The organism is Kribbella sp. CA-245084, assembly GCF_050942355.1.
Lineage (GTDB): Bacteria > Actinomycetota > Actinomycetes > Propionibacteriales > Kribbellaceae > Kribbella.
The window spans coordinates 1,583,462-1,594,734 of record NZ_CP192053.1; the positions used below are offsets into that span (position 1 = coordinate 1,583,462).

An 11,273-nucleotide genomic window follows, 5' to 3' on the forward strand; every position below is an offset into this window, starting at 1 on the left:
GAATCGCCGCGTCAGAACCCGTGTTCAAGCTCGGGTGAACCCCTGTGCACCCCAGGATTGGTCCGACAGGTCCCTAGACACATCGAGAGTGGAGCTCATGGTCAACCTCTCCCGCATCACCCTGCGTGGCGTGGCCACGGTCGGTGCCCTGGCCGGCCTCGCCGCGCTGGCGCTGCCGAACGCCCAGGCCGCGCAGACCTCCAGCACGACGACGGCTGCGGCTTCGCAGGCCGCCGACACGAAGCCGATCGAGATCGGCACCGGTCTGGTGGCCGGTCCGCCGCCGGCTGGAGACGGCCTCACCACGAAGTCGTCGCTGACGAACGTCGTGCGCTACAACAAGCTGTACAAGACCGGCGCGATCCCCACGTCGAAGTGCAAGGAGCTCAACGTCTCGCTGCGCACGTTCGCGGGAGTCGTCGCTTACGAGAACAACCTGTTCAAGTGCCTCTACGGCTCCTGGGCCCTGCCGCTGAAGCAGGCCGGCGCGGCGTACAAGGTGGCGCCGAAGCTGGTTGTCCACAACTCGAGCGCGGTGAACTCGAAGTGTGGTGTGGTCACCGGCGGTACCGCGTTCTTCTGCGGTGTCGACCACGGGTACATCTACATCCCGGCGTACGTGATCAGCAACTACTGGGCGCAGAGCCCGACGATGGCACGGGCGTACGCGACCTTCACGCTGTCGCACGAGTACGGTCACCACGTCCAGTGGCTCACCGGCATCCTGAACGCCTCCTGGGCGCGTCAGAACGCCTTCAGCACCTACGCCGCGCAGCTCGAGGAGAGCCGTCGTCGTGAGCTGCAGGCGTCCTGCCTGGGCGGTGCCGTGGACGGCGCGAACAAGCGCAACTACCCGTTCAGCGGCGGCTTCATGACCCAGTACAACTGGGTGATCAGCAACAGCGGCGACCAGCCGGGCGGTGTGCGGGACCACGGTTCGATCAAGAACCACGCGTTCTGGGTAACCGCCGGTTTCAACGCGCGGCACAGCTACACGGTCGCGGGCAACTGCAACACCTTCAACGCGAGCTCGGCGTACGTCGCCTGATCTCGCTGCGAATCTGACGTAACTCAGCCGCCCGGTACGCGTTGGCGTACCGGGCGGCTGTTGCGTTTTGGCGACACCTGCACGATCCGCGATCGTGTGGTTACTTGTTTCGGGTGCGGACGCCCTACAGTTTCTGAGTCGAGCCTCGAACGGCAGGAGTCAAGGACAGTGAACTACGACGAGTTCAACACCGAGTACGCCAAGGTGCTGGACAAGATCAAGAGCGGTCGTTCCACCTGGTCGGAGCTGTCCGGGCACGTCACCCGGCTCCGGCAGGCGACGACCGGCATCACCTCACCGGTGGAGCGCACCCAGGTCGACCACGACCTCGCGGCGCTGAGCCAGATGGTGGACATGTCGCGGCGGACCAACGACAAGGAAGACGTCTGGACGGTCACGTCCGACGCGATCCGCAAGGCCAGCAGCCAGGAGGGTTCGGTCGCCGACCGGATCGCCCGGATCGAGGCCAGCATCAACGACATCAGCGCCCTCGCCAACCGCAACCCGGACGAGCGGGACGCGCTGATGCAGTCGACCAGCACGCTCCGCATCCTGCACTCGTCGCTGCAGAGCTCCCTGCACGCCGAGGAAGCCGAAGCCGCCGCAGCCGCACGCTGAAGCCGGGGAGCCACCCGCCAGGTGCTCCCCAGCTGCTTCGTGGCTACAGACCCAGCGCGGTCGACAAGGTTTGCTTGATGCCGGTCAGGTTCTCGCCTGCCCGGCGCCGAGCGTCAGCGACATCTGTGCTGACCGGCACGACCACTTCCAGGTAGCACTTCAGCTTCGGCTCCGTGCCGGACGGCCGGACGACGACGCGGGCCCCGTCGGACAGCGTGTACCGCAGACCGTCCGTCGGGGGCAGCGATTCGGACCCCTGGCTCAGGTCGTCGATCCGTTCGACGGTGTAGTCGCCCAGAGTCGTGGGCGGCGTGGACCGCAGCCGGTCCATTGCCTGAGCGATCAGCGAAAGGTCGTCGACCCGCACCGCCAGCTGGTCGGTCGCGTGCAGACCGTGCTTGACCGCGAGATCGTCCAGCAGATCCTGCAACGTGCGCCCCGCGGCCTTCGCCTGTGCGGCCAGCTGCAGTACGCGGACCAGCGTCGACACGCCGTCCTTGTCCTTCACAGCCGCCGGATCGACGCAGTACCCGAGCGCCTCTTCGTACCCGAACACCAGCTCCGGCACCCGCCCGATCCACTTGAACCCGGTCAGCGTCTCGACGTACCGAACGCCGTACGACGCGGCGATCTTGCCGAGCAGCGACGACGACACGATCGAGCACGCGGCGACACCGTTCGGGCGGGGCGCCAGCAGGAACTCGCCGAGCAGCGCGCCCAGCTCGTCACCGCGCAGCATCCGCCAGCCGCCGTCCGCGGACGCGTCGGGGATCGCGACCGCGCACCGGTCCGCGTCCGGGTCGTTCGCGACCGCGATATCCGCGCCCATCGAACGGGCCAGCTCCAGCGCCGCGTCGATCGCGCCCGGCTCCTCCGGGTTCGGGAACGAGACGGTCGGGAAGTCGGGGTCCGGGTCGGCCTGCGACGCCACCACCTGCGGTACGGCGAACCCCGCGCGGGCGACAGCGGCCTCGACGAGGGTCCGCCCGACGCCGTGCAGCGGCGTGTAGGCGACGTTCAGCTCGCGCGGCGCATCCGCCGGCACCAGGTCGGCGATGCGGTCCAGATAGGCGTTCAGGAGGTCGTCGCCAGTCGTCTGCCAGTCGTCGCCGCGCGGTACGTCGGCCAGCGGACCGACCGCGGCGATGGCGGCCGCGATCTCCGCGTCCGCGGGCGGCACGATTTGCGAGCCGTCGCCCAGGTAGACCTTGTAGCCGTTGTCCTGCGGCGGGTTGTGCGACGCGGTCACGACCACGCCGGCGACCGCGCGCAGATGCCCGATCCCGAAGGCGACGACCGGCGTCGGGGCCGGCCGGTCCAGCAGTACGGCGTCCAGCCCGGCGCCGCGCATCACAGCCGCGGTGTCCTGGGCGAACACGTCCGACTTGTGGCGCGCGTCGTACCCGATCAGGACCGGACCGTCGGTCAGACCCTTGGCCTTCAGGTACGCCGCGAGTCCGGCGGCGGCGCGGATCACGACGACCCGGTTCATCCGGTTCGGTCCGGCGCCGACTGCTCCGCGCAGACCCGCCGTACCGAACTCGAGCGTGCCCGCGAAGCGGTCGGCCAGCTCCGTGGTGTCCCCGGAATCCAGCAGCGCCCGCAGCTCGGCGCGGGTGTCAGGGTCGGGGTCTTCGCTCAGCCAGGCGTCAGCGGCAGCCTTCAGATCTACAGTCACATGCGAACTCTAATGACCGGACGACTGACAGGGGCGTGAACGCAGGTCCGCGACGTAGTCGTCCGGTGCGCCGGCGGCCTCGGCGGCCTCGGCGAGGATGCCCAGGTAGCGGGCCGAGGGCAGGCCGCCCTCGTAGGCGTTCAGCACGTACATCCAGGCCAGCTGCTCGCCGTCCAGGGTCTGCACCCGGACCTGGATCTTGCTGTAGACGTCCTGGTCGATCCACTCCCACTCGTCCAGGCGCTCGACGTCCTTCGGGTGGACGTCGTACAGCGCGACGAAGACCTGGTTGGCCGGGTCGGACCCGTCCTCGACCACGGTGGCCATCGAGCCCTCCCAGCCGAGCTCCTCGCCGCCGAAGGTGAGGCGCCAGCCGTGGATCCACCCGGTGCCCCGCAGGGGGGAGTACGGGCACCGGTCGGCCATCAGGTTCGGGTCCAGATTCGACGCAAACGCGGCGTACAGGGTCACGGAAAAAGAGGATACGGAAGAATGGCCTCTCGTGGCGCGAGTTGTGATCATCGGTGGCGGTCCTGGCGGGTACGAAGCGGCGAGTGCGGCCGCCCAACTCGGCGGGGAGGTGACGGTCGTCGATTCCGATGGAATCGGCGGTTCCGGGGTGCGCACTGACGCCGTTCCGAGCAAGACCTTGATCGCCACCGCCGAGGTGATGACCGAGGTCGAGGAGGCCGGCGAGCTGGGGGTGCGGCTCGACGACGGGGACGACAATCCGGCCAACTCCGTGCGTGTCGATCTCTCCGTCGTCAACAAACGGGTCAAGGCGCTGGCGACCGCCCAGTCCGAGGGCATCGAGCGCCGGCTGGACTCCGACAAGGTGCGGATCATCAGGGGCCGCGGCCGGCTCGACGGGCCGGAAACGGTGGTCGTCGGCGACGAGCGGCTGGACGCCGATGTGATCCTGATCGCTACCGGTGCAAGGCCGCGCATCCTCAAGGGCTCCGAGCCGGACGGCGAGCGGATCCTGACCTGGGAGCAGGTCTACGAGCTCGACGAGCTGCCCGAGCGGCTGATCGTGGTCGGGTCCGGGGTGACGGGCGCCGAGTTCGCCAGCGCGTACGACGCGCTCGGCAGCGACGTCGTCCTGGTGTCGTCCCGGGACCGGGTCCTGCCGGGCGAGGATGCTGACGCGGCAGCGGTCCTGGAGGACGTGTTCAAGCGGCGCGGTCTGACGGTGCTGAGCAAGTCCCGGGCCGAGTCGGTGAAGCGGCAGGGCGACGGGGTCGTGGTGACGCTGACCGACGGCCGGAAGGTCGAGGGTTCGCACGCGCTGCTTGCGGTCGGATCGCTGCCGAACACCGATGACATGAATCTGGTCGAGTCGGGCGTGTCGCTGACCGACGCCGGCTTCGTGCAGGTCGACCGGGTGTCGCGTACGACGGCCCGCGGCGTCTATGCGGCCGGCGACTGCACCGGCGTACTCATGCTCGCCTCGGTGGCCGCGATGCAGGGCCGGATCGCGATGGCCCACGCCCTCGGCGACGCCGTCACACCGTTGGACCAGTCAACGGTCTCCGCGAACGTCTTCACCGCCCCCGAGATCGCCACGGTCGGCCTGTCCCAGGCGGTCGTGGACGCCGGCGGCAGTACGGCGATGGTCGTCAAGGTCGCGCTGGCCGACAACGCCCGCGCCAAGATGCAGGGCGTCCGCGACGGCTTCGTCAAACTCTTCTGCCTCCCCAACACCGGCATCATCGTCGGCGGCGTCGTCGTAGCCCCCCGAGCCAGCGAACTGATCCACCCCATCTCGCTAGCCGTAGGCGCCCGCCTGACCGTCGACCAGGTAGCCCAGTCCTTCACCGTCTACCCATCCATCTCCGGCTCGATCGCCGAAGCCGCCCGAAGGCTCCACCTGAGGAGCTGAACGACAAACAAAGAAGAAACAAAGGACAAGAACACACAGGAAAAGACAAGGAAAGAAGAAGACGGAGAGGGAGTTCGGTGCCTGGCCGGATCCGGCGCGCCACTCACGTCTCGACGTGCGCGGCTAGGCGTCCTGTCCTAGATACCGCTCCAGTTCCCGGATCTCTTGCCGGATATGGGCCTGCTTGGCCGGGTGGAGATACAACAACTGGCAATTGTGGATGGCGAAAGCGACATCCCGCGAAGACCCGAACAACTCGCTGATGCGTGTCACCGTCTGATCTTCGGATTCGTCATCGGCGGCGGCGCGATAGAGCTCGATCAGCTCGGGCATCTTGCCGGGTAGAGCGGCATAGGCCCGGAAATGTGCCAGCCTCATCTCCTGCTGCACCCGAATCTCCGACTCGTTCCGTTCCATGGATCAAACGTAGCCTTCAGGGTCGCCGGAGCGTCTGGGGGCACTTACTGTCCGGGTATGAAGTTTCTGGTGTTGTGGCGGATGGAGTTGAGTTTGCTGTCGCCGGAGATGGCTCGGGCGGTGGGGGCGATGCCGGAGTACGGGCAGCGGCTGGAGCGGGAAGGCAAGGTGCTGGCGCGGTACCACGTGGTCGGATCGCACGGCGGGGCGTGGATCTACGAGGTGGACTCGCACGAGGAGTTCGAACGATTGTTGGGGCGCGCTCCGGTCTTCAACTTCGCGCGGTACACGGTGCACGCCCTGGCAGAGATGGAATCCAGGCCGCCGGGAGATTGACGCGCCCGGACCTGCACGAGAGGGTTTGCAGCAGGGGGTAGTGCATGTTCGAGGATCGCAGCGAGGTCGCTGTTGACCGGCATCTGGTGGTCAGCCATCGGTTGCGTGCCCGGCGGTTGCAGCTCGGGCTGACGCAGAAGCAGCTCGTCAGCCGGCTGGCGCGCCGCGGGATCCGGACCACCAACAAGACGTTGTCCAGCTTCGAGCACGGCGCCGGGGTCGACGTGGTGCGGTTGCCCGAGCTGGCCGGTGCGCTCGACTGCACCGTGACCTATCTGCTCGGCATGACCGAGGATCCGGCTCGGTGGGAGCCGGATCGGTCCGGTCCGCCCGACCACCGGCAGGTGGCGCGGCCCGCGGTGCTGAACTCACCCGGTGTGGTTGGCCAGCCCGACGGTCACGGGATCCTCGGCCCGGACATCCCGGTCCGGCCGCCGAGGCGCTGATTCACCAGCTCCAGGTGGTACGCCGAATAGTGGCGTAAGGCAACCAACTGCGGCGGCGACAACCGATCGCAGACCCAGCCCCAGTGCAGCGAGACCCAGTCGCCCGGCCGCAGCGGCTCGATCAGTTCCACGTTGCCGAGCCCGAGCGTCGCGGTGTCCCGGCTGGGTAGACCAAGAGCCAGCCGTACGCCGTCCCAGACCAGCGGTCGCGACTCGACGACGACCTGGCCGCCGGCCGCCGAGATCACCTTGCCCCAGCGGATCCGGCACTGGTCGAGCACCTGCAGTGCATGCTCGGTACGGCGTTCGTCGTGCAGCAGGCCCGCCCACGGGTAATGGCAGAACACCTGGAAACTGTGATGCGGCAGCCCGTCGTCGGCGCTGCCGGCCCGGTCGAGCAAGCGATTGCCGACCCAGTACGCCTCGACCACCTCGCGGTCGAGCGGATCCGCCGTACCGGTGGCCGCGGCGATCACCCGTAGCTGCGGCCACGCGCCCTCGAACTGTTTGGCCAGCGCGCGGAACCTGACGCCGGTCCGGCCCTCGAGCAGGGCGCCGGCGTCCGCGGGACCGCAGTACCCGAGCTGGTTGGGCGCGAACGCATACCGCGCGAACATCGCAGGCCCGTTCACAGCTCGGCCCCGAAGAACGCGAACGCATCGGCGGCGCGTTCCGGCGACATCCGCTCCAGCGCGAATCCGCTGTGGATCAGCACGTACTCACCGGGCACGAACGGCCCGTCGAGCAGCGTCACGTTGATGTCGCGGACGACTCCCGCCACCTCGACCCGGCCGAGGGCGGCGCCGTCGGGACAATCGACCACCCGGCCCGGAATGCCCAGGCACATCGCGTTACATGTCCCTCAGCCGGAGGTAGCGGCGAACGTCTTCCAGTCCGTAGTAGCCCACCCCGACGAGCAGCAGCAGTACGACGGCTATCAGCATCCAGCGCATCACAACGTCCCCTCCACCACACCGGGCCGGGATGCCGGTCCGGCGACCTGTCCGGTGACCAGGTCGACCACCAGTTGCGCCGCCGTCCCGACCGCGTCCTGGACTGCCGCCGACAGTCCGATCCCCGCGTCGACGGCGGCCGGTTCGCAGCCGACCACGACAACAGGACCTACAGTGCCACCGAGTCGCGGCACAAGCGAGAGCACAGCGTCCGGTCCGAGGTCGTGGGCGTCCATGCTCACCTCCGGACCGGGCTCGCCGCCGGGCTCGGCCTCGATCAGGTAGACCGTCCCCGGCGGCCCGCCCCGCTCGACCGTGTCGACGAGTACGACGAGGTCGTACGGTTCGAGCAGCTGATAGGCCAGGTGGATCCCGCGGATTCCGAAGTCCCGCACCTCCACGCCGTCCGGCAGACTGCGCTCCGACAGCTCCTCGACCACTGCCACGCCGAACGCGTCGTCGCTGCAGAACAGATTGCCCAGGCCCGCCACGAGAACACTCATTTCAACGGCTCCAGTTCATCCGGGCTGAAATACAGGTACCGGCCGTGCGAGCGCTGTACTTCGCCTTCTTCGCCGTCCAGCGCGACCGCGACGTGCGTCTCGCCGTCGACATCGGACAGTACGGCGACCACCGTGCCGAGCCGTCCGGTCAGGAACATGTCCTGCGCGTCCGCCCGCCGTACGCCGGGCCGCAGCCGGACCTTCGTACCGTTGCCGACGGCAACATCACCGACCTGGACCGTGTCGGTCGACGGCGAGACCGACGCGTCGTTGCCGGGATCCCACCAGGGCTTGCTGACCGGCTCCGGTTCGGTCACCTTGCGCAGGTAGCGGATCGTTCCGTGCAACCGGTCCTGGAACTCCGGCGGCATCGAGTCGATCCGGTCGAGCAGCTCGGCCGTGCGCGGATCGGTGCCGCGGGCCTCGCGTTTCTCCTCCTCGGTCAGCGTCATCGTGCGCAGGCTGAGGATCTCGTCGATCTCGGTCGCGTCGTACAGGTCGCCGGTGCTCTCCGGCGCGATCCTCGGGTGGTCGTACAGGATGATCGGCGACGACAGCAGCAGGTCGCCGGCCAGCACCGGGTAGAGGCCGACGTTCTCACAGCCGGCCGCGTAGGCGCCGGCCCACTCGGGCGGCTCCAGCAAAGAGAGGAACCGGCACCCGTCGGCGGCGACCATGACGTGGTGGGCGATCAACGCCTGCCGGAGCGCGCCGACCCGCTCCGAGCTGCCGTTCGGGGTGGTGTTCTCGACCCGGATCCGGAGCCGGGTGACGCCGTACGGGCCGTTCAGCTTCTTGAGGCTCAGGGCGACGGTCCCGGTGATCGGCTTCCGGGTCCGGCGGAGGAAACCGGCCGTGCCGATCGCCTCGGTCTCGGTGCCGCCGGCCAGGTGGAACGGCACCTCACGGGGGAATTTCTGCAGGCGCGTGGTGATGTCGACGGTGCGCACCACCGCCTCGTCCCACGGGCGGTACGTCGCGTCGTCGGTCGCCAGGAAGGTGACCTCGGCCTTGTCCGCGTTCAGCACGTGTCGCCATTGCGCCTGCAAGAAGCGCAACCGCACGGTCAGCAGTGCGTCGTCGCCGTCGAGCAGGCACTCGGTCTGCGACCAGGACCGCTCGGACGGGTCCACCAGCGCGTAGTCCGGCGGCATCAGGACGCCGAACTGCCAGCGGACCCGGTTCTTTCCGTCCGAGGCGCGGTACGGGTAGAGGACATAGCCCTCGAACAGCAGCGCGTCCGCGAGCTCCTGGACGGCGTCGAACTCGTTCATTCCAGCTGTTCCTTCAGGAGTCGCTCGATCGCGTCGTCCCAGCCGGGCAGGGCTTCCCGCGTGCGGTACCGGTACAGCCGGTCGAAGGTGTCCTGCCGCAGCCGTAGCCACGCGGCACCCGGGAAGTGCTGGTCCATCGCCTCCCGCCAGACCGCGACCGGCAGCTCGTACGTCGTCTCCTTCTGCCAGGCGACCGGTGTGACCGAGAGGGTGCCGGGACGGCCGGTGAAGATCGTCCCGTTGAACAACAGCAGCAGCGGTACGGCGTCCTCGCGCACCGCGTACAGGTACTTGTGGGCGGCGACATCGAAGTCGTAGCTGCACGGTAGGTGCAGGTCGACCTCGGTCGCGCCGGTGAAGCCGGGCACCATCTGGGTGACGAACGCGAGTTGCAGCGGCTTCAACGTCTCACCCCAGCGGGCCCGCTCGCCGAACAGGTCGGCCAGCCCTTCGGCCTCCTCGTCGGTGTAGCGGCGCCGGATCGGCTCGATCCTGATCTGGCAGCGCATCGCCAGGGCGTGGACGGGCGTGCCGGTTGTCTCCTCGATCCGCAGCCCCAGCCGGATCGACGGCGCTGCGGCGTACCGATCGGCTTCGGCGCCGGTACAGCTGAAGTCCAGGTCAACCACGGCCGCGCTCCCGGATCCCCGCGAAGAACTCGTCGATCCGCCGCCAGACGTCCTCGCCGCCGGCGAAGCCTTCCCAGTACTGCCGGACGATCCCGACCAGCTGGTAGCACGCGTCGATCGGCACCAGGTGGCACTCGAATCCGCCGTCGACCCGACGCAGCAGCACGGCTTCCAGATCCGGGATGAGCTCCTGCAGGAGCGGATCGTCGGCCACCACCTCGTTCCAGGCGGTCAGGTCGAGCAGCGACTCGGTGGCGCCGCCCGGGCTCGGGTAGAAGGCGACGTACCGTCCCTGGTCCGACTGGTAGAAGAGGAACGCTAGGTTGACCGGGATCCCCATCGCGTCCCACTGCGCAGCGGTCAGGGCGAACTCGGTGTCGGCCCGATACCGCTCGGGCACCGCTCTGTAGTGTCCGTGCGATGCGCCCTGACCGGTGAACAGCAGATAGCAGGCGCGGCACGTGCAGAGCAGCCGATGGTCGTGCACATCGGCCAGGTGCGAGTGCTGAATCCCGATCGGGACAGCGCACATCTCGCACTGCTCACCTGGTGCCGCCTGCTCCCGGACCCCACCTGTGAACTCGCGCAGAACCGCGACCGGATCGACGACCGGACGAGGCTTGTTCCGTGCGAGCGAACGCAGGGTGGGGGGTGGTTTCACGCCGGTTGCACCCCCGGGATCGCGACTTTCCAGCCTGAGCCGTCGGGCAGCAGCGGCAGCGCTTCAAGCGGTGCGCCCTCGACAGCCCGCCCGGCCAGGCGTACGTCGTACTCCGCTGTGCAGCGCGGACAGGTGAGTCGATCGCCGTCCAGCTGGGCGTGGTGCAGAGCGGACGAGCACGCCGGGCAGTTGTTTCGGTAGGCGAACAACGTGCCGGCCAGGTTGGCCAGCAGCACGTCGAGGCCGCCGACAGTTCGGTGCTGGACCTGGCCGGGGGGTGGGGCCAGGTCCAGCTGGTGCCAGCCGTCCCGATGGGGCCGGAACGGCTCGATGGTCAAAAGGTTTTGCTTCTCCTTCACCATGCCCTCGACGTCGACCGCGATCGCCTCCGGGGCCGCGTCGAGCACCGCGTTCTCGACAGTCAGGCGGACCGTGGCAGTCGACCCGGGGCAGCCGTCGCAACTGCCTTGCAGCCGCAGGTGTACGACGCCGTCGTCGTCGATGCCGAGGTAGTCGATCCCGCCCGCGTGCGACCCCAGGTACGGGCGGACCGAGTCGAGCGCGTGCTGGATCCGGGTGGCGATGTCGTCGGGATGCAGGTCATGCAGCAGGAGGAGGCCGGCGACCAGGTCGTCCCCGGCCAACTGCCGTACCTGCGGCTCGTCGAGCAGGCTCAGCAGTTGTCCGAGGCCGGCGCCGTGCAGAGTCAGCACCGCGCGGACCAGTTCCTCCACCTGTCCGGCGAGCTTGGGGTCGGCGCGCCGCTGAACCTCGTCCAGCAGTACGTCGATCCGTTCGCTCAGCTCCTGGACGTCGTGTCTGTCCATC

The 11,273-nt window shown here is 68.6% G+C and carries 16 protein-coding genes; 5 read left to right on the top strand and 11 right to left on the bottom strand.

What is annotated here, in order from left to right; all coding sequences use genetic code 11:
- The first annotated feature begins 97 nt into the window (after positions 1-97).
- A complete protein-coding gene (locus ACQPYH_RS07810; RefSeq protein WP_432888511.1) occupies positions 98-1,048 on the top strand; it encodes a neutral zinc metallopeptidase in 951 nt (316 codons plus the stop codon).
- A 168-nt stretch (positions 1,049-1,216) separates the two neighbouring features.
- Entirely contained in the window at positions 1,217-1,666 is a 450-nt protein-coding gene (locus ACQPYH_RS07815) for a hypothetical protein (protein WP_432888513.1), read from the top strand.
- Between the two features lie 43 nt (positions 1,667-1,709).
- On the opposite strand, the gene ACQPYH_RS07820 is transcribed toward ACQPYH_RS07815, so the two are convergent.
- Together ACQPYH_RS07820 and ACQPYH_RS07825 are read right to left on the bottom strand one after the other, a co-directional pair.
- A complete protein-coding gene (locus tag ACQPYH_RS07820) occupies positions 1,710-3,344 on the bottom strand; it encodes a phospho-sugar mutase (RefSeq protein ID WP_432888515.1) in 1,635 nt (544 codons plus the stop codon).
- A 9-nt stretch (positions 3,345-3,353) separates the two neighbouring features.
- Positions 3,354-3,815, bottom strand: coding sequence for a gamma-glutamylcyclotransferase (locus tag ACQPYH_RS07825; protein ID WP_432888517.1), 462 nt, complete (start codon positions 3,813-3,815; stop codon positions 3,354-3,356).
- Between the two features lie 31 nt (positions 3,816-3,846).
- Here ACQPYH_RS07825 and ACQPYH_RS07830 point away from each other — a divergent pair, with 31 nt between their 5' ends.
- Complete coding sequence (locus ACQPYH_RS07830) at positions 3,847-5,226, top strand: NAD(P)H-quinone dehydrogenase (RefSeq protein ID WP_432888519.1); 1,380 nt, start codon at positions 3,847-3,849, stop codon at positions 5,224-5,226.
- Positions 5,227-5,349: 123 nt separating this feature from the next.
- Here ACQPYH_RS07830 and ACQPYH_RS07835 read toward each other — a convergent pair whose 3' ends face one another.
- Entirely contained in the window at positions 5,350-5,643 is a 294-nt protein-coding gene (locus ACQPYH_RS07835; RefSeq protein ID WP_432888521.1) for a hypothetical protein, read from the bottom strand.
- A 57-nt stretch (positions 5,644-5,700) separates the two neighbouring features.
- Here ACQPYH_RS07835 and ACQPYH_RS07840 point away from each other — a divergent pair, with 57 nt between their 5' ends.
- Together ACQPYH_RS07840 and ACQPYH_RS07845 are read left to right on the top strand one after the other, a co-directional pair.
- Complete coding sequence (locus ACQPYH_RS07840; RefSeq protein WP_130444209.1) at positions 5,701-5,979, top strand: muconolactone Delta-isomerase family protein; 279 nt, start codon at positions 5,701-5,703, stop codon at positions 5,977-5,979.
- A 44-nt stretch (positions 5,980-6,023) separates the two neighbouring features.
- Positions 6,024-6,425, top strand: a complete 402-nt coding sequence (locus ACQPYH_RS07845) for a helix-turn-helix domain-containing protein (protein WP_432888523.1) — start codon at positions 6,024-6,026, stop codon at positions 6,423-6,425.
- On the opposite strand, the gene ACQPYH_RS07850 is transcribed toward ACQPYH_RS07845, so the two are convergent.
- Genes ACQPYH_RS07850 through ACQPYH_RS07885 form a run of 8 tightly spaced genes read right to left on the bottom strand, consistent with a single transcriptional unit; the run spans position 6,377 to position 11,272 of the window.
- The gene (locus tag ACQPYH_RS07850) at positions 6,377-7,042 is read right to left on the bottom strand and encodes a DUF6390 family protein (protein WP_432888525.1); all 666 of its coding nucleotides are present in this window, start codon (positions 7,040-7,042) and stop codon (positions 6,377-6,379) included. The two genes, ACQPYH_RS07845 and ACQPYH_RS07850, sit on opposite strands and share 49 nt — an antisense overlap.
- Positions 7,043-7,053: 11 nt before the next feature.
- Positions 7,054-7,272: a HypC/HybG/HupF family hydrogenase formation chaperone gene (locus tag ACQPYH_RS07855; RefSeq protein ID WP_350848933.1), complete on the bottom strand. Its 219-nt coding sequence runs from the start codon at positions 7,270-7,272 to the stop codon at positions 7,054-7,056.
- Between the two features lie 4 nt (positions 7,273-7,276).
- Positions 7,277-7,378, bottom strand: a complete 102-nt coding sequence (locus ACQPYH_RS07860) for a DUF6893 family small protein (protein WP_432888527.1) — start codon at positions 7,376-7,378, stop codon at positions 7,277-7,279.
- Positions 7,378-7,881, bottom strand: a complete 504-nt coding sequence (locus ACQPYH_RS07865; protein ID WP_432888529.1) for a hydrogenase maturation protease — start codon at positions 7,879-7,881, stop codon at positions 7,378-7,380. Before ACQPYH_RS07865 ends, ACQPYH_RS07860 begins: the two co-directional genes overlap by 1 nt.
- Positions 7,878-9,155, bottom strand: a complete 1,278-nt coding sequence (locus ACQPYH_RS07870; protein ID WP_432888531.1) for a hypothetical protein — start codon at positions 9,153-9,155, stop codon at positions 7,878-7,880. Before ACQPYH_RS07870 ends, ACQPYH_RS07865 begins: the two co-directional genes overlap by 4 nt.
- Complete coding sequence (locus ACQPYH_RS07875) at positions 9,152-9,784, bottom strand: DUF6084 family protein (RefSeq protein WP_432888533.1); 633 nt, start codon at positions 9,782-9,784, stop codon at positions 9,152-9,154. The genes ACQPYH_RS07870 and ACQPYH_RS07875 overlap by 4 nt, the downstream gene beginning before the upstream one ends.
- Positions 9,777-10,445 (bottom strand): DUF5947 family protein, encoded by a 669-nt coding sequence (locus tag ACQPYH_RS07880; protein ID WP_432888535.1) that lies wholly within the window; start codon positions 10,443-10,445, stop codon positions 9,777-9,779. Before ACQPYH_RS07880 ends, ACQPYH_RS07875 begins: the two co-directional genes overlap by 8 nt.
- On the bottom strand, positions 10,442-11,272 hold the full coding sequence (locus ACQPYH_RS07885) for a NifU family protein (protein WP_432888537.1): 831 nt from the start codon (positions 11,270-11,272) through the stop codon (positions 10,442-10,444). Before ACQPYH_RS07885 ends, ACQPYH_RS07880 begins: the two co-directional genes overlap by 4 nt.
- Between the last annotated feature and the right edge of the window lies 1 nt (position 11,273).

Bases quoted from the DNA above. Each gene is read 5' to 3' on its own strand.
- ACQPYH_RS07870 (WP_432888531.1), bottom strand. From the start codon at position 9,155: ATGAACGAGTTCGACGCCGTCCAGGAGCTCGCGGACGCGCTGCTGTTC.
- ACQPYH_RS07850 (WP_432888525.1), bottom strand. From the start codon at position 7,042: ATGTTCGCGCGGTATGCGTTCGCGCCCAACCAGCTCGGGTACTGCGGT.
- ACQPYH_RS07860 (WP_432888527.1), bottom strand. From the start codon at position 7,378: ATGCGCTGGATGCTGATAGCCGTCGTACTGCTGCTGCTCGTCGGGGTG.
- ACQPYH_RS07840 (WP_130444209.1), top strand. From the start codon at position 5,701: ATGAAGTTTCTGGTGTTGTGGCGGATGGAGTTGAGTTTGCTGTCGCCG.
- ACQPYH_RS07855 (WP_350848933.1), bottom strand. From the start codon at position 7,272: ATGTGCCTGGGCATTCCGGGCCGGGTGGTCGATTGTCCCGACGGCGCC.
- ACQPYH_RS07810 (WP_432888511.1), top strand. From the start codon at position 98: ATGGTCAACCTCTCCCGCATCACCCTGCGTGGCGTGGCCACGGTCGGT.
- ACQPYH_RS07835 (WP_432888521.1), bottom strand. From the start codon at position 5,643: ATGGAACGGAACGAGTCGGAGATTCGGGTGCAGCAGGAGATGAGGCTG.
- ACQPYH_RS07865 (WP_432888529.1), bottom strand. From the start codon at position 7,881: ATGAGTGTTCTCGTGGCGGGCCTGGGCAATCTGTTCTGCAGCGACGAC.
- ACQPYH_RS07885 (WP_432888537.1), bottom strand. From the start codon at position 11,272: ATGGACAGACACGACGTCCAGGAGCTGAGCGAACGGATCGACGTACTG.
- ACQPYH_RS07845 (WP_432888523.1), top strand. From the start codon at position 6,024: ATGTTCGAGGATCGCAGCGAGGTCGCTGTTGACCGGCATCTGGTGGTC.